The sequence below is a fragment of the Glutamicibacter arilaitensis Re117 genome (assembly GCF_000197735.1).
Taxonomy (GTDB): domain Bacteria; phylum Actinomycetota; class Actinomycetes; order Actinomycetales; family Micrococcaceae; genus Glutamicibacter; species Glutamicibacter arilaitensis.
In genome coordinates this window covers 1,037,253-1,053,041 of sequence record NC_014550.1, presented here as the reverse complement: position 1 = coordinate 1,053,041, position 15,789 = coordinate 1,037,253, and the positions used below count along the sequence as shown (strand labels likewise).

The 15,789-nt window shown below is 60.5% G+C and carries 15 protein-coding genes and 1 tRNA gene; 5 read left to right on the top strand and 11 right to left on the bottom strand.

The window, feature by feature from the left end; genetic code table 11:
- Positions 1-104 precede the first annotated feature (104 nt).
- Positions 105-932 (top strand): hypothetical protein, encoded by an 828-nt coding sequence (locus AARI_RS05285; RefSeq protein WP_013348298.1) that lies wholly within the window; start codon positions 105-107, stop codon positions 930-932.
- Positions 933-1,061: 129 nt separating this feature from the next.
- On the opposite strand, the gene AARI_RS05280 is transcribed toward AARI_RS05285, so the two are convergent.
- From AARI_RS05280 to dusB, 4 genes are all read right to left on the bottom strand, one after another.
- Positions 1,062-1,134 (bottom strand) — tRNA-Asn (locus AARI_RS05280).
- 53 nt (positions 1,135-1,187) lie between these two features.
- Entirely contained in the window at positions 1,188-3,071 is a 1,884-nt protein-coding gene (gene dnaG / locus AARI_RS05275) for a DNA primase (RefSeq protein WP_013348297.1), read from the bottom strand.
- Positions 3,072-3,080: 9 nt separating this feature from the next.
- Positions 3,081-4,364, bottom strand: a complete 1,284-nt coding sequence (locus AARI_RS05270; RefSeq protein ID WP_013348296.1) for a deoxyguanosinetriphosphate triphosphohydrolase — start codon at positions 4,362-4,364, stop codon at positions 3,081-3,083.
- Positions 4,365-4,441: 77 nt separating this feature from the next.
- Positions 4,442-5,644, bottom strand: a complete 1,203-nt coding sequence (gene dusB / locus AARI_RS05265) for a tRNA dihydrouridine synthase DusB (protein WP_049862570.1) — start codon at positions 5,642-5,644, stop codon at positions 4,442-4,444.
- An 85-nt stretch (positions 5,645-5,729) separates the two neighbouring features.
- Here dusB and AARI_RS05260 point away from each other — a divergent pair, with 85 nt between their 5' ends.
- Positions 5,730-6,194 (top strand): hypothetical protein, encoded by a 465-nt coding sequence (locus AARI_RS05260; RefSeq protein WP_013348294.1) that lies wholly within the window; start codon positions 5,730-5,732, stop codon positions 6,192-6,194.
- Positions 6,194-7,837: a DUF5671 domain-containing protein gene (locus tag AARI_RS05255; RefSeq protein WP_013348293.1), complete on the top strand. Its 1,644-nt coding sequence runs from the start codon at positions 6,194-6,196 to the stop codon at positions 7,835-7,837. Before AARI_RS05260 ends, AARI_RS05255 begins: the two co-directional genes overlap by 1 nt.
- Here the strand turns inward: AARI_RS05255 and chrA are convergent.
- From chrA to AARI_RS05235, 4 genes are all read right to left on the bottom strand, one after another.
- A complete protein-coding gene (gene chrA / locus AARI_RS05250; RefSeq protein ID WP_013348292.1) occupies positions 7,834-9,039 on the bottom strand; it encodes a chromate efflux transporter in 1,206 nt (401 codons plus the stop codon). The two genes, AARI_RS05255 and chrA, sit on opposite strands and share 4 nt — an antisense overlap.
- A gap of 66 nt (positions 9,040-9,105) precedes the next feature.
- Positions 9,106-10,107, bottom strand: a complete 1,002-nt coding sequence (locus AARI_RS05245; protein WP_013348291.1) for a DMT family transporter — start codon at positions 10,105-10,107, stop codon at positions 9,106-9,108.
- Between the two features lie 80 nt (positions 10,108-10,187).
- Positions 10,188-11,117, bottom strand: coding sequence for a GNAT family N-acetyltransferase (locus AARI_RS05240; protein WP_013348290.1), 930 nt, complete (start codon positions 11,115-11,117; stop codon positions 10,188-10,190).
- 6 nt (positions 11,118-11,123) lie between these two features.
- Entirely contained in the window at positions 11,124-12,509 is a 1,386-nt protein-coding gene (locus tag AARI_RS05235) for a glycine--tRNA ligase (RefSeq protein WP_013348289.1), read from the bottom strand.
- 180 nt (positions 12,510-12,689) lie between these two features.
- Between AARI_RS05235 and AARI_RS05230 the strand changes: the two genes are divergently transcribed.
- Positions 12,690-12,920, top strand: a complete 231-nt coding sequence (locus AARI_RS05230) for an RNA-binding S4 domain-containing protein (protein WP_013348288.1) — start codon at positions 12,690-12,692, stop codon at positions 12,918-12,920.
- Here the strand turns inward: AARI_RS05230 and AARI_RS05225 are convergent, their stop codons facing one another.
- From AARI_RS05225 to AARI_RS05215, 3 genes are all read right to left on the bottom strand, one after another.
- Positions 12,921-13,571, bottom strand: coding sequence for an alpha/beta hydrolase (locus AARI_RS05225; RefSeq protein WP_013348287.1), 651 nt, complete (start codon positions 13,569-13,571; stop codon positions 12,921-12,923). It abuts the gene before it with no gap.
- 73 nt (positions 13,572-13,644) lie between these two features.
- Entirely contained in the window at positions 13,645-14,007 is a 363-nt protein-coding gene (locus AARI_RS05220; protein WP_013348286.1) for a GntR family transcriptional regulator, read from the bottom strand.
- On the bottom strand, positions 14,004-15,065 hold the full coding sequence (locus tag AARI_RS05215; protein WP_013348285.1) for a hypothetical protein: 1,062 nt from the start codon (positions 15,063-15,065) through the stop codon (positions 14,004-14,006). The genes AARI_RS05220 and AARI_RS05215 overlap by 4 nt, the downstream gene beginning before the upstream one ends.
- Before the next feature lie 302 nt (positions 15,066-15,367).
- Here AARI_RS05215 and AARI_RS05210 point away from each other — a divergent pair, with 302 nt between their 5' ends.
- A complete protein-coding gene (locus tag AARI_RS05210) occupies positions 15,368-15,784 on the top strand; it encodes an SHOCT domain-containing protein (RefSeq protein ID WP_013348284.1) in 417 nt (138 codons plus the stop codon).
- The last annotated feature ends 5 nt before the right edge of the window (positions 15,785-15,789 follow it).

The window sequence follows — 15,789 nt, the reverse complement described above, 5'->3', positions numbered from 1 at the left end:
ACAATTTAGCTTTCCGCGGTTCGTTGCCTGCGATTCTGCCGAGAATTCTCGTGCCCTTGGCGGGCCGTTCGCACAACCCGGGCGATTAATTACAGAATGCAGTCATGGCCACTTCAATTGAACGTTCTCCAGGTCGCAGCACGCTGCGCTATGTGCGCCTGATGCTGCTCGTGGTGCCCCTGCTCCTCGTCGTCGCCATTGTCATCTATGGCATTGCAAACCAGCGCATCGAAGACTCACTGAGTTCCTACTACCTGGGACCGGCACGAGACCTCTTCGTCGCAATGCTGGTGACTACCGGGGTGCTGCTGGTGGTCTATACCGGAGAAGAGATGGAAGATTTGGCCCTGAATTTAGCCGGCTTCTACGCCATGTTCGTTGCAGTGGTCCCCACCAGGCTGGGAGAAACGCTGGCAGACCTGCCAATCGGCGAGCAACGGCGGCTGATCTTCTCCGTGCAGGTATCGGTCATTGCGGTACTCGTCGTCAGCGTGGTTTTCGTCTGGCTGGGAATCCGGACCAGCAACGCTCCGCACCGCGCGCTGTTCCAGAGCAACTTGACCAAAATCCTGGGATTGCTCAGCACCATGCTCCTGATCGCCTTTGTCCTTCTGCTGTTGTGGCGGACCATCGAAGGCGAGCAGTTCGCCGGAGTGCATGCCAGCGCCGCGTTCCTGCTGATATTCTCCATGGGCATCGCCATTGCAAGCCATCTGGATCATAGGCCGCTGTGCTCGATGGATACCAGCGGCGGCAAGAAGACCCACTATGCAATCGTCTTGGTGCTGATGCTGCTCGGGCTGATTGGCTGGCCGATTCTGCTGGCGCTGGGCATTGAAGAAGCGTTGTTCATTGTCGAATGGTTCGAGATCGGGTTGTTCTCGTACTTCTGGTATCTGGAATCCCGGCGCTTGTGGAACCCAGCGAACTGACTGCTACTGGGAAAAATTGCACCGGCATGCCCGGCAGATGGCCCCGATGCACGGCTCGTGGATTCCGGGCTTTTCAGCCGAAAATAAAAAGTTCCGGCTCGCAGATGCGAGCCGGAACTTTTCTGTAAGCTCCTCCAACTGGACTTGAACCAGTAACCCTTCGATTAACAGTCGAATGCTCTGCCAATTGAGCTATGGAGGAATGCAACGAGATATAACTTTACCGAAGATTTCCGCTAATGCAAAATCGGCACCCTAGGTTCCGCGAAGGATCCTTCGGCGCATCTCCAATTCCATCAGTTCCCGGTTGATCTGGGCATATTCTTCACCCTCGGGCATCATTTCAGCACGCTGCAACCGGCCAATCAGCTCAGCCTTGCGGTGTGTGATTTGAAGCTCAATCAATCCGTTGATGATGTCGGCGCAGTAGCGGTTCAGGCTGTGTTCATCCGAGGCCGGAATGCTGGTCACCGCCAGCTCCGAAACGAAGCTGCGCAACTGCTCGGGAACCTCGTCGCGAATCACTTCAACCCAAGAGGTCGCAGATGCCCCAGCGCTGGATGCTGCCACGATGCCATCATGGACAGCAGAGTGCGCAGGGGCCAGGAACCGGGCCTCGTAGAATGCCTGCCACTGCTCATCCTTCAACCGCTGAGGTTGCTGGATCACGACCTCCAGGGCTTGGCGTTCAAGCCGCATCACCGGGTCGCGGTGGTCCGGACGCTCGAATGCCGGTGCAGCCGGGAGCGCCTGCTCAGCCTCTCCAGGCTGCGGGCGCGGTGCCTGCGCTTCAGCGTTCTTCGGCAGTCGGGCACGCTTGATCGACGCACCCACCGAACGGTTGACGTCCTCGTTGTTCATGCCCAGCCAGCCAGCCAATTCACGGGCATAGGCCGGGCGGATGGCCGAGTCCTTGATCTGGGCGACGATCGGGGCGGTCTGGCGCAGTGCCTGCACTCGACCCTCAACGGTGTTCAGATTGAATTTCTTCAGCTCTGCACGAATGGCGAATTCAAACAGTGGCCGCTTGAGCTCGATCAGTTCGCGGACCGCTTCATCTCCACGATGCAGCCGCAGATCGCAAGGGTCAGCGCCGCTTGGTTCAACACAGACATAGGTCTGGGCAATGAAGCGCTGGTCCTCTTCGAAGGCGCGCAGCGCGGCTTTCTGGCCTGCAGCATCGCCGTCGAAGGTGAAAATCACTTCTCCCCCGGTGCCATCATCCTGCAGCAGCCTGCGGGCGATCTTGATGTGGTCGGTGCCGAAGGCGGTACCGCAAGTAGCCACCGCAGTGGTGATGCCGGCCAAATGGCAGGCCATCACGTCGGTGTAGCCTTCCACCACGACAATCTGCCGGCTCTTGGAGATCTGCTTCTTGGCAAGGTCCAGGCCGTAGAGCACCTGGGACTTCTTGTACAAGGAGGTCTCGGGGGTGTTCAGGTACTTCGGGCCCTGGTCATCTTCGTAGAGCTTGCGTGCACCGAAACCGATGGTGGCACCGGACAGGTCGCGGATCGGCCACATCACTCGTCCGCGGAAGCGGTCATAGATTCCCCGGTTGCCCTCGGAGAACATGCCGGTCAGCTTCAACTCATCATCGGCAAAGCCCTTGGACCGCAGGTGCTTGAGCAGCGCGTCCCAGCCCTTGGGTGCATAGCCCACGGAGAATTGGGCGGTCACTTCCGGGTCGAAGCCGCGGCCGGCCAAAAACTCGCGTCCAGCGGATCCTTCCTCGGTAGCCAGCTGGGCGCGGAAGAATTCCTCGGCGACCTTGTGCGCATCGACCAGACGCTGGCGCTTGCCGTAGTCCTCGCGGCGCGGGCCCGGTCCCCCATCCTCATAATGCAGTTCGTAGTTGATGCGTGCGGCCAGCAGTTCCACGGTCTCGGTGAATGAGGAGTGGTCCATTTTCTGGATGAAGGCGATCACGTCGCCGGACTCGCCGCAGCCGAAGCAGTGGAAGGTTCCCAGCTGCGGACGGATGTGGAAAGAAGGACTGCGCTCATCATGGAAAGGGCACAGGCCTTTATACGAGCCGATGCCCGCAGATTTGAGCGTGACATAGGATTCGACGACCTCGCGCAGGTCTACCCGGTTGCGCACCTCGTCGATGTCTTCACGCTTGATCAGCCCTGCCATGATTCCCTTCTAGAACAACTTGGTCTCTGGGGCTTCGCCCTTGACCAGATACGAATGCCATTCGGTGGCTGAAATGTCAGTCAGCGAGGCGACCTGGTCGATCACCACGCGAAGCTGGGCGGCCTCATCGGCTGCGTCATCCCAATCCGCGGCGAAGATCGGCTCCAGATTGTCCCTGCCGGTCTCGAAGAGCAGCTCTACCAGTTCAGCCAGCAGCGTGCGCTGATCCGCGTAGAGCGGCTGGCGCACCTCGTCGGTCATCACATAGCTGGCCGCGATGCCCTTCATCACTGCAATCTCATGCTCGGTCTCTTCGGGCACGATCAGGCTCGCGTTGTACCTGGTCAGATTCCCTTCGCCAAAGCGCGCCCGCGTGGCATCCATTGCCGCCGAGGCGAACCGGCCAATGAATTGGCTGGTCATGTCCTTCAGGGCCGCCATCGACCGGCGCGACCCGTCGTAATGCGCCACCCATTCTTCGCTGGCTTCCAGCCGGCGCAAGGCAGCGTCGATATCTGCCTCGTCGATGCCGGGCAGATACCACTCCTGGGTGACCTGCACCGCGCGTTCGCGCTGCAGCTGCTGGTTGAGCCAGCGCAGCTGCAGCTTGCCTCCGACAATTGCATCTTCCACGTCGTGAACCGAGTAGGAAATATCATCAGCCAAGTCCATGACCTGGCCTTCCATGCAAACAGTCCCGGCGGTGGCTTCAGGAACATTGCGCAGCCAGTTGAAGACGATCGCGTCATCTTCATAGACACCGAATTTCTTGGTTTTCTTGCCGTTGACCTCTGGCGCATCGGCTTTGAGCCACGGGTACTTGCACGCTGCATCCAGTGAAGCGCGCGAGAGGTTCAGCCCGGCAGAATGCCCGTTATGCCGGAAGGTCTTGGTTTCCAAGCGAGTGAGCAAACGCAGGGTCTGCGCATTTCCCTCAAACCCGCCAATGTCCTTGGCGGCCTTGTCCAATGCCTTCTCGCCATTGTGGCCAAAGGGCGGATGACCCAGGTCGTGCGCCAAGCAGGCGGTGTCGACAACATCCGGATCACAGCCAAGTGCCGCACCGAGCTCGCGGCCCACCTGGGCCACTTCCAAGGAGTGGGTGAGCCGGTTGCGCACGAAGTCATTCTGGTTCGGCGCCACAACCTGGGTCTTGGCACTCAAACGGCGCAAGGCCGAAGAGTGCAGCACGCGGGCGCGGTCACGCTCAAAGGCAGTACGGTAGGACTTCTTTGCTGGTTCAGGCACCCACCGCTGCTGGTCGGCTTCGGTATATCCGGGGATCTGAGTCATAGTTCCTAGTCTAGTAACTCTTTGCCAGCATTGAGGAGTTATCCACTAGTGGCGTAGCCGTGATTATCCGGCGTTGGCTAGCCGCCGGAGATATCCAGCTCGGCGGCCTTGATCATTTCACGGTGGGCATCGGACATCACGCGGTTATCCAGCCAGCCATCGGGCACGTGGGTCTTCTTCGGATGCCCGGCACGGCCACGGGTGCCTTCAGCGGCTTCGCCCGGGTACGGCAGGCCCAAGTCGAGCTGGTCCAGCAGTTCGCGCAGCACTGCCAGGGATGGCACCTGGGCCAGCTGCGAGCGGATTTCGCCGCCTACCGGGTAGCCCTTGAAGTACCAGGCGATGTGCTTGCGGATATCGCGCATGCCCTTGCCCTCGTCTTCGAAGAACTCGGTGAGCAGTTCGCCATGGCGGTATACGGTGTCAGCGACCTTGCGCACGCCCGGGCGGAAACGGTCTTCACGGCCCTCGAAGGCCGCCTGCAGGTCGCCGAAAATCCATGGCCGGCCCTGGCAGCCACGGCCCACCATGACGCCGGCGGCACCGGTCTGCTCAACCATTTCAATGGCGTCCTCGGCGCTGAAGATGTCGCCGTTGCCCAGCACCGGCATGTCATCCATGGCTTCGCGCAGGGTCGTGATGGCGTCCCAGTCGGAGTGTCCAGCGTAGTACTGCCCGGCGGTGCGCGCATGCAAGGTAACTGCCGCGGCGCCGTGGTCGCGGGCAATCTTGGCGGACTCCAGGTAGGTCAGGTGGTCCTTGTCGATGCCGATGCGCATCTTCACGGTCAGCGGGATATCGCCCTTGGCCGCCTCTGAGGTCGCTGCCTCGATGATCGAGGTGTACAGGTCTGATTTCCAAGGCAGGGCCGAGCCGCCGCCCTTGCGGGTGACCTTGGGGACCGGGCAGCCGAAGTTCAAGTCAACGTGGTCGGCAAGGTTCTCATCAACCACCATGCGTACCGCAGCGCGCACAGTTCCAGGATCCACGCCGTAGATCTGGATGGAGCGGATTTCCTCGTCGGGATCGTGCGAGATGATGCGCAATGATTCAGGGTTGCGTTCCACCAGCGCGCGGGCGGTGACCATTTCGGTCACGTACAGCCCGCCGCCGTATTCGCGGCACAGGCGGCGGAAGGCGCGGTTGGTCACCCCAGCCATCGGGGCAAGAACCACCGGGGTATCAATGGTCAGCTTGCCCAGCTGCAACGGTGGCAGCTTGAGGGTCGGAGTGTTGGTTGGCGCATCAGTCAGGGTCGTCACCCATCCATTATCCCGCATGAACGCAAATCAGTAACTGAGATCTTCATCAAACCTTGATGTCCCGGCACTGGATTAATACCCTCCGGTGGCTCAGAATAGTGCAATGACAAGTAAATTTTCGGCGGCTCGGGCTGTCCTGCTCGCCCTGGCTGCCGCCATTGTGGCTTTGGTTATAGCCGCGTTGCTCGTAGTGTCCCTGCGCTCTGCCCCGCAGCCCTACGAGGAAAGCACCCCCGAAGGAGTGGTGCAAAGATATCTAATTGCCTTTGAGGCCGAGAATATGCAGACTATGCAGGACTACACCATTGATGGCCAGTCCCGGTCCTTATGCAATCCAGAACCCTACAACACCCAGCCCCTTGACGTGCAGCTGCTGCGCAGCTCGGTCGGGACGAACAGCGCAACCGTCCATGTACGGTTCGATACCCGGGACAGCCAATTCCTTCCCTTGCCGGATCTGTCCGCCTACGACGATGTCTTCGAACTGCGCAAGATTAATGGAACTTGGTTGATTGAGCGCATGCCGTGGCAGGTCGGGCTGTGCACCGAGAAGGAGATGGGTTACTGATGGCCACCAACGCCCCGGTACTTAACGCGCAAAGCAGCAGCGTGCTGCGTCCGGTAATCCTGCACAGCTTGCTGTTCGTGCTGCTCATGGTCACAGCCACCGGTCTATCCGCCCTCTTCACTGCTGTCTTCCATGGGTTCAATGCGCAACAGGTGAGCACCGATCAGCTGGCGATGGCCCTCACCTTCACCCTGGTCGGCATCCCGTTGGCATGGCTGTTGTGGCGTTCTGTCCGCAAGCGGTTGGCCCGGCCAACAGCCTTCGATTCAGCCATCTGGTCTTTGCAGGCTTCGGCCGTCTATCTTGTCACTCTGGCCGCCAGCAGCTGCGCCCTACTGGGATTGCTGGCGGGATTTGTTCCTTCTTCCAACTATGCGTGGCAGTCGACGCTGGCTGTGGCCTTGGGCTGGGGTGCGGTGTGCCTGTGGCAGCACCGCCAGATCACTTCTGCGCGAACCGCACCACGGCAGTTCGCGCAGCTGGCGGCCACTGTTGGAAATTACTTCAGCCTGGTGCTCTTTGCGTTGTCGCTGGTGGCGACGCTGAAGGCCTCGCTGGAAATCTTGATCCGGCCGGAAGGCACTCTGGCGGGCCCCACCGGCATGCCGAATCTGCTGGCTGCGCTGATCTGGCTGGCAGGTTCCCTGGGCTTGTGGGTTTGGCATTGGAAGCTGCGCCGAGTCCAGCAGATGGCCGATCTCCTGAACAATATTCTGCTGGTTGTTCTGGGTCTGGCCGCACCGGCCTTGGCATTCTTGCTGATGATCGCGGAGCTGTTTTCCTGGGTCTGGCCGCAAGCGTGGACCGCGCAGGAACGCGCCGGCCTTTTCCACGAGGGCGGCCCCAACCTCTTGGCAATTCTCATAGCCAGCGCGGTTGTATGGATCTACCACCAATCCCAGCTTCATACGGGTTTGCATTCGCGCGCGGTAATCAGTGCTGCGCGGCTGGCGCTGAGTGCCGTCAGCTTGGCCGTGCTGGCCACCGGCTTGGGCATGGTGGTCAATGCGCTCTTCGCAGCAATCGGGTCCACCGTCTCGGTGAGCTACTCCGCGGACCTGCTAGGCCATGGCCTCGGATTGCTCGGGTTCGGAACCGCGGCCTGGCTCTGGCATTTCAAGCCTTGGAAACCCTCCCCTGCAGAATCACGCAGCGCCTACCTGGTCCTGTTTTTCGGAGCCAGTTCCCTCGTTGCCCTGATTTCCCTGCTGGTCTTCGGGTACCGGATTTTCGAGTTCTATCTGGAACCCGAATCGCGTCTTGATTCGCTGCTGAACACGGTACGCGCGCCGCTGGGCTGGCTGGTAGCGACCGCAGCCGTGGCCAGCTACCACTTTGCGCTGTGGCGCACGGACAAGGATGCGAAGGCAGGGTCTTCCGGAAAGTCCACCACCACCCGGGACGCTGTAACGCGCCGGGCAGTGGTCATTGTTGCTCCCGCGGCTTCCGAACCGATGGCCGCACAGCTCAAAGCACGCCCCGAGCTGTCGTTAATATGGATTGCTTCGGCCGGCTCCGCGTTGGATGACCGGGCCGAGGTATCGGTGCTGGCCCGAATCGATGAATACCTGGCGTGCGAATCCGGCCCGGTACTGGCCATCGCCAACGAGGACGGGACGGTGCAGTTCACCGAGCTGGCCTAGGCAACCACACCCAGCAGCATTCCCCCGAGAGCCCCGATGGCGACGACAATCCATGGGGCCATCTTCCACGCGGTGAGCAGCACAAAGCAGGCCAAGGCCAGCACGAAGGCGGAAGCGGAAGTAATCGCTGAGGTGAAGACCGGGTTGTACAGCGCGGCAGCGAGCACCCCGACCACTGCCGCATTCGCGCCGCGCATGATGGCCCGCGCTGCAGGCCAGTGGCTCACCCGATTCCAATAAGGCAGAACGCCAAGCAGCAGGAGGAAACCGGGCAGGAAGATCGCCAGCAGGGCAATCAGTGCACCGAGCGCTCCGCCCGGTCCGGATTCGACCAGGACACCGAGGAACGCGGCAAAGGTGAACAGCGGTCCGGGCACAGCCTGGGCTGCACCATATCCGGTGAGGAATTCTTGGGAACTGATCAGCCCGGGATCGACAACTGCACTTTGGAGCAGCGGCAGGACCACGTGCCCGCCGCCAAAGACCAGGGCGCCGGAACGGTAGAACGCGTCAATGAAGGCCACCAGGTCCCAGCCGGTGGCCAAGGCGAGCACCGGCAACCCAAAGAGCAAGACTGCAAACAGCAGCAAGCAGCTGATGCCCATGGCCTTTGATACTGGAAAGTGCAACGCCGTGGCAGAAGTATTCTCCAAGTCGCGGCACCAGAAATATCCGGCCAGCGCGCCGAGAACAATGGCCAGGATCTGCCCGAAGGTCCCGGCCACGAGCAGCGCCGATCCGGCGGCCACAACAGCGATTGCAGCGCGTGTGCGATCCGGGGTCAGGTTCTTCGCCATGCCCAATACCGCCTGGGCGATGATGGCAACGGCAACGATCTTCAATCCGGACAGCAGCCCGGTTCCAACAGGTCCGGAAAACAGCGACGCGCCGAAAGCAAAGACCGCCAGGACTACCGCTGAAGGCAGGGTGAAGGCCAGGAACGCCGCGAGTGCTCCACGCATTCCGGCTCGATGCAGCCCCAGGCCAAAACCGACCTGGCTGGATGCGGGGCCGGGCAGGAACTGGCTTAGCGCGACCAGCTGGCCGTACTGCTGGTCGTCAAGCCAGCGACGGCGGTCAACCAGTTCGGTGCGGAAGTAACCCAGGTGGGCTATGGGACCGCCGAAAGAGGTCAGGCCGAGCTTGAGGAAGACTTTGAAGACTTCACCGGCCGAGCCCTTTTCCAACTGCTGTGAGTTCATGGATTCCAGCATAGGTCGCCGAGGAAAACGGAGGGTAAACGGCGAGATCGCGGTGCGCTCTTCGCGTCACGCAGCTGAGCTTTGGGAGTGCACTTTCTTCGCGTTCCGCGCCCCGGAAACCGACGCCAGGCCCACGGCGAGCAACGTCAGCAAGGTGCCCATGACCGTGGCCGTGGTGATGACCGAACCCGGGGCCGGGAAGAACGCGTCAAGCAGCAGCGAACCCACCAGCTGGCCGCCCACGGCAGACAGGCTGGTGACCAGCACGCCGAGCCGCTTGACCACCATCGCCGTGATGCCAACGAACAGGCAGCCAAGCAGCCCTCCGATGTAGTGCCACCAGGTACTGGGCAGCGGATGCAGCTCTACGCCAGCGGGCAGCCGCACGATCATCACGAGAACCAGGACCACGAAGCCGACCGCGAAGTTCACCAAGGTGGCCGCGGTTGCGCTGCCATAGGCTGCTGCTTGCACGCCATTGGCCGCTCCTTGGAAGCCCATGAGCATCCCGACCGCCATCGACAACGCCATTGGCAGCAGCAACGTGGAAAGCTGGGCATCTGCGCCACGCGGGCTCACAGCCCAAATCACTCCGAGAATGGTCAGCACCACGCCCAGCAGGCGCAAGGCATTGATTTTGCGCGGCGTGGCTCCGCCGAAGCCCACTCGGTCCATGAACATGGAACCGATGGCCTGGCCGGTGACCAGGCAGACGGTGAACAGCGCGACGCCGATCAGCGGAACTGCTGCGGCCTGGCTGAAGACAATCAAGGCGCCCACCGCTCCGGCCACCAGATACCAGCGCGGGAACCTGCCTTGGGCCAAGGCGCGGGGCACTTGCCGTACCGAGCTGCGCACTGCGGGAACAAGGAGGGCCAGCAGGATCAATGCCGCCAGCCCCACACCGAAGCTGATGGTTGAGGCCGCGATGGGATCGCCTAGTTTCGCGCCCAGCGCTCCGTTGATGCGCGACTGCACGCACAGCAGCAAGCCCGAGGCGATGGCCAGCACGGTGAACAGGAACTTTCCGCCGGTACGTACCTGCGCGGTCATGGTGGTGGTAGTCAACGGTGTTCTTTCAAGAGGAGAAGTCTGAGTGGAAATGGCAAAAGACGGGACCCGCTAGGCGAGTCCCGTCTTTGCTTGCACTACTTCGCCGCGTCGCTGGCGAGGATATGCGTGGTGGAAATGACGGTGGCCTGGTCAACCACTGCCAACGCATCGATCAACGATGAGAGAACGAACATCGACGAGTCGACTTCCAGCTTCACCGGGTACTGGTGGATGAGCATGGCGACCATGTCGCGCACCGCTTCGGCCACTTCGTCATCGCTGAAGGCAGGGTTGTGGCCTACCAGCACGTCGGTCGGGGCGTTCTCACGCGCCGGCACGTAGCTCACGGCGAAGGCCAGCGGAACGCCGCCATCGCGCTTGGGCTTGTCGCGCAGCACCAGCGCGCCCTGCGCACCGGTGTGCTCGTCGAGCAGCATCCTCTGGGCCGAACCCACGGTCATCTTGGCCGGATCCCAATCGGTGTGCACGGCGTTGTAGAAGTCCATGACCAGCTTGGTCAATTCCACGCTGCCGGTGGACAGGTCCTCGATCACCCGGTCATTGGTGTCGAAAACCGGTTCAGCCAAGGCACCCGGTTCCAGGATGACATCGCGCGAGACCTGGATTTCGCCCAGGCCCAGCGATTGGCAGAAGCCTGCCGCCGCGGCCGCCGGATCTCCGGCGGTCACGGTATAGCGGGCCTTGAGCTCCGTAGCCTGGCCCGCAGGGATCTGCTTGCGCAGTTGCTGAACCAGCGCGGTGCCTACGCCGGTGCGGCGCTGTTCGGCAGCCACCTCGACATAGAGCCATAGCCGCTGCGGGTGCAGCGAAGAGGCGAACACCACGCCGGCGCCGATAGCCACTTCATCAATGGTGGCTACCAGCGTGCGGGAGAACGGCGCATCGCTGTTCTCCCGCAGCATGGTGCGGTCCTGGTGGGCCTGCGGCGAGCGCGGGTCACCGAAGATCTGCAGCAGCTGCAGGTCATCCCCGGAGCGCCATGGGCGGAATTCCAGTTCGTTCATCGGGCTCTAGGCTCCGTTCAGACGCTCGGAAAGGTAGGCGGTGACCTGGTCCAGGGAGACGCGTTCCTGGGCCATGGTGTCGCGTTCGCGGATGGTCACGGCCTGGTCATCGAGGGTGTCGAAGTCCACGGTGATGCAGAATGGGGTGCCGATCTCATCCTGGCGGCGGTAGCGGCGGCCAATGGCACCGGCGTCATCGAAGTCGATGTTCCAGCGTTTGCGCAGCTCGGCAGCCAAGTCCTTGGCCTTTGGCGAGAGGTTCTCGTTGCGGCTCAGCGGCAGCACGGCGGCCTTGACTGGTGCCAGACGCGGATCCATCTTCAGCACGGTGCGCTTGTCCACGCCGCCCTTGGTGTTCGGTGCCTCGTCCTCGGTGTAGGCATCGACCAGGAAGGCCATCATGGAACGGGTCAGGCCGAAGGAAGGCTCGATCACGTATGGGGTGTAGCGTTCGCCGGTGGCCTGGTTGAAGTAGGACAGCTCGGCGCCCGAAGCCTTCGCGTGGGACGACAGGTCGTAGTCGGTGCGGTTGGCAACGCCCATCAGCTCGCCCCATTCGGAGCCCTGGAAGCCGAAGCGGTACTCGAAGTCGATGGTGCCGGCCGAGTAGTGTGCTCGCTCGTCTTCTGGCACGTCGAACTGGCGCAGGTTCTCTTCCTTGATTCCAAGGTCAAGGAACCATGCCCAGCAGTCCTTGACCCACTGGTCGAAGAATGCCGGGGCATCTTCTGGAGCGGTGAAGAACTCGATTTCCATCTGTTCGAATTCGCGGGTGCGGAAGATGAAGTTGCCCGGGGTGATTTCGTTGCGGAAGGCCTTGCCGATCTGGCCGATGCCAAATGGCGGCTTCTTGCGGCTGGCGGTGAGCACGTTGGCGAAGTTCACGAAGATGCCCTGTGCGGTTTCTGGACGCATGAATGCCAGACCTGCCTCGGAATCCACTGGGCCCAGGAAAGTCTTCATCAGACCGGAGAACATCTGTGGTTCGGTGAACTGGCCCTTGGTGCCGCAGTCAGGGCAGGCGATCTCGCTCATGCCATCCTTGGGTGCGCGGCCCTTCTTGGCTTCGAAGGCCTCGATGAGGTGATCCTGGCGGTGGCGCTTGTGGCACTGGATGCACTCGACCAGCGGGTCGGTGAAGGTTGCCACGTGTCCGGAGGCTTCCCACACAGCCTTTGGCAGGATGATCGAGGAGTCCAGGCCAACCATGTCTTCACGGCCGCGGACGAAGCTCTGCCACCATTCGCGCTTGATGTTTTCTTTCAGTTCGGTACCCAGGGGACCGTAATCCCACGCGGAACGGGAACCACCGTAGATTTCACCAGCCTGGAATACGAATCCTCGACGTTTTGCGAGGGAAATAACCTGGTCTAGCTTGGACTGTGGCGCCATATCAACTCCAATGGAAATTACGAGGCCGCTGGTTGCGGTCCGTAGAAAAATACATACCTTTCAAGGGTATCGGTTCCATGGCCTGCAAACGAAGCGAAATCAGGTAACGCTGACGTGAACTTCCACGCCTTTGGCCGATATTCGCGTTGAAAGCAGCATATTTAGGGAAGAATGGAAGCCATGAGTGCCAATGAAGCTTTTGACCTAGAAATCCGTGACGAGTCCATTCGCTTGGGCCAGCTGCTCAAGCTTGCTTCCCTGGCTGAGGACGGCATCCACGCCAAGGAAATGATTTCCGACGGAATTGTCACCGTCAATGGCCAGGTGGATACCCGCCGCGGGGCGCAGATCCGCCCCGGCGACGTGGTGTGCGTGAACGGTGAATGCGTGAAAGTCACCGCCCAGCAGTAGCTAGTTTTTCTTCAGGACGACCGTGTTGAGGAATTCGGCAACGTCCTGCAGTTCTTCCATGCACACCGAATGGCCAATCTGCGGATAAGTTTCGCTGGTCAGTTCGGTGTGCTTCGGAACCCAAGCCAAGGTGTACTCGATCTTGTCCTGGGTGATCACCGGATCTGCCAAGTCCCGGCCCCAGAACATCGGCAGTGGATATTCCTCCAGCTTCGCATCGTCAAAAATCTCCAATGGCTGCGGATCCACCGCGAATCCCGAAAGTCCCACCACAGCGTCAATGGAATCGCGCTGGTAGCGGGCCAGCGAGGTGGCCATCGCCATGCCTTGGGAGAAACCAAGCAAGGTCACCGAGGAATGCTGCTGGGCCAAAGGCTCTAGCAGGACCCAGAGCGCTTGGACGCTGTGCGCCACCGCGTCGATGGAGTAGTCGATTTCCTGGGTCAGCGGGAACCAGCTGTAGCCCGGGCCTGCCTGCAGCGGTGCACGGACCGAGAGGTAAGTGAATTCTTCAGGCAAGTGCTGCGAGAGCCCCATGAGGTCTTGCTCGTTCGAACCATAGCCGTGCAGGAACACCAGCAGCGGAGTTCCCAGGCGGGTTTCGTCGTTACGGGAGATGATGGCCACCGGCGCATGTTCTTGGTTAGTCATAGTGACCCAAGACTATCGAAGACCGCGTAATTGGATAAGTGCCCTGAAAAGCACTGAGCGCTGGTTCCGCCCGCTAAGTTGCCTGGGCTGACTTCCATGCCGCCTCGACGAGATTCTGCAGTTCTTCCAGGCCCATTCCCGATTCCTTCGCGCTGGATGCCAATACCCTGGCATCCGATAGCAGCCTTGGTGCCAGCATGTGTCCGGCGTTCACTCGGGTGCCATTGGCACGGCCGGTGCGAACCAGTCCGGCGGCTTCCAGTTCCTTGTAGGCCTTAGCCACCGTGCCGACCGCCACTCGAAGATCGCCGGCCAACTGTCGCACTGTAGGCAACTTCGCGTCTTCTGCCAGTTCACCGCTACGAATCATGGCAGCAAGCTGAGCTCTGATCTGTTCTGAAGGCCCCGCTGGGTGAGCCGATTCCAGCGTGATCATGCCGGCATCTCCCTACCCTTGGATTGGTGCTGGACTTCGGTTCCGTAGGCAGCTGCCATCCACCCAACGAGATGCCCAAGAAGCAGGACGCCAATAATCAAAAGCAACATGCACAGGCCACCCATGGTCCATCCGAGCGTCGCTAGCCAGGGATCGCGGAATATGTCGGCACCCGCGTCAAACCTCTGCCCCACCTCGTAAATGGCGTTATAGGAAGCCCCATAGGTCGAGATGGCGGCCATGGCCAGCAGTGGAACCAATTGGAAACAGAGTAGTGCGCTGAATCCGGTACTGAGCACGTATCCGTTATGGGTACGAACCGCCTTGTCGAATTCGCGCAGCTCCAAGCTGCGCAGGCTGGGCCGCCGGACGTTGCTATTGAGCGCCCACATCGTCAGCATGTACCCGAGCACCACTACCGCTCCCACCGGGATCCCGTAGTACCAGCCCGGGAATGGCCCACTGCTTCCGTATCCAACCAAGTTTTCGGTAACCACCGAATTCGCATCTATTGACGCTCCGCTATGCGTGACGTAGTGCAACTGGCGGTAGAGTCCTCGCTCGTCCGGCGACGAAAAAATGCCACCGAGAAGCAACCCCACGACGGTTATTGCCGAAAGCACGCTTGGAAGAGCAACTCCCCAGCCGGGGCCAAACATCCCCTTGGTTCGCGGCGTCAGGTCTGCACAGATTTGGTCATGCTTCAGCTGCGAGGTGCTTCTGGCTTCATGGGGAAGCGGCCACCACAGAAATACCAGCGTAGAAAGGACCCCCGCCGCCCCAGGCGCGAGAACCAAGGGCAATCCCGCTGCTTTGGTGAAACCCTGATGCACGACAACTGCCAGGACAACGCCAAGAACTGCTGCTCCGACTGCAGTGAGATTGCGGGTCCTGATTGCCCGGAGTATTCGAAGCACCAATTCCCTATCAGGTCCCGAGGCTTCCCTGGATTGCAGCGTGAGGTGTGCGCGTCGTTGCGAAAGCACTCCGCGTCGAGTCAACGCGACAAGGACAATTCCGATTCCAACGATCACGATAATCGGCAATAGATTACTCATCGTCGTTCCCTTCGAGATTGGGAAGGCAGGCAGCTTTCCGCTTGTACCACTAGACCAATACAAGCAATATCACCGACTTGTGTCAATAGGGTGACACAAGCGGGCGCGATGTAGTATTCACTCCTCGTCACAAAATTTGTTGGAGGATCACACATTTATAAGGTGACATGTTACAAAATAATAAATCTTCAAAAATTCCCTAGTTTTTTGAACTTTTCATGCTTAGCTAATCCCATGGCATCACGGCCACTGGAAACGCGCCCGCACCGGACGCGACGAAGTCCGATTGAGAGAAAAGCTCCATGGGAAAAATTGAATACCGCATCGCACTGCCCGGGCTTGCACCCGAGGATCTCGAAGACTTCGGGTATATCGAAGAATTCGGATATATCGAATCCGACCTTGGAAACACGTCGTCGCCCTACGAGAGCGCAGACACTGTATTTTCCATCGGACTTCCCCTGTTTGGCATCCTTTTTGTGGCCGTCCTCGGATTCATCATCTTCGTCAGCGTCCGAAACTACCGCAAGGCCAAGAGTGCCGGCTTCGATCCACTCACGATGGAAACCGAACTGATGGCAAGGGCGGCCAATTCAGCCATGCTTGCACCGAAAAAATCCCTTGAAGATAAGCTATCCGAACTTGAATCCCTGCACTCGCGTGGAGTCATTACCCGCGATGAGTACTTGCAGGCTCGCCGGGACGCGCTGAGTGAGTAGCGCAG

Bases quoted from the DNA above. Each gene is read 5' to 3' on its own strand.
- AARI_RS05285 (WP_013348298.1), top strand. From the start codon at position 105: ATGGCCACTTCAATTGAACGTTCTCCAGGTCGCAGCACGCTGCGCTAT.
- dnaG (WP_013348297.1), bottom strand. From the start codon at position 3,071: ATGGCAGGGCTGATCAAGCGTGAAGACATCGACGAGGTGCGCAACCGG.
- AARI_RS05270 (WP_013348296.1), bottom strand. From the start codon at position 4,364: ATGACTCAGATCCCCGGATATACCGAAGCCGACCAGCAGCGGTGGGTG.
- dusB (WP_049862570.1), bottom strand. From the start codon at position 5,644: ATGCGGGATAATGGATGGGTGACGACCCTGACTGATGCGCCAACCAAC.
- AARI_RS05260 (WP_013348294.1), top strand. From the start codon at position 5,730: ATGACAAGTAAATTTTCGGCGGCTCGGGCTGTCCTGCTCGCCCTGGCT.
- AARI_RS05255 (WP_013348293.1), top strand. From the start codon at position 6,194: ATGGCCACCAACGCCCCGGTACTTAACGCGCAAAGCAGCAGCGTGCTG.
- chrA (WP_013348292.1), bottom strand. From the start codon at position 9,039: ATGAACTCACAGCAGTTGGAAAAGGGCTCGGCCGGTGAAGTCTTCAAA.
- AARI_RS05240 (WP_013348290.1), bottom strand. From the start codon at position 11,117: ATGAACGAACTGGAATTCCGCCCATGGCGCTCCGGGGATGACCTGCAG.
- AARI_RS05235 (WP_013348289.1), bottom strand. From the start codon at position 12,509: ATGGCGCCACAGTCCAAGCTAGACCAGGTTATTTCCCTCGCAAAACGT.
- AARI_RS05230 (WP_013348288.1), top strand. From the start codon at position 12,690: ATGAGTGCCAATGAAGCTTTTGACCTAGAAATCCGTGACGAGTCCATT.
- AARI_RS05225 (WP_013348287.1), bottom strand. From the start codon at position 13,571: ATGACTAACCAAGAACATGCGCCGGTGGCCATCATCTCCCGTAACGAC.
- AARI_RS05220 (WP_013348286.1), bottom strand. From the start codon at position 14,007: ATGATCACGCTGGAATCGGCTCACCCAGCGGGGCCTTCAGAACAGATC.
- AARI_RS05215 (WP_013348285.1), bottom strand. From the start codon at position 15,065: ATGAGTAATCTATTGCCGATTATCGTGATCGTTGGAATCGGAATTGTC.
- AARI_RS05210 (WP_013348284.1), top strand. From the start codon at position 15,368: ATGGGAAAAATTGAATACCGCATCGCACTGCCCGGGCTTGCACCCGAG.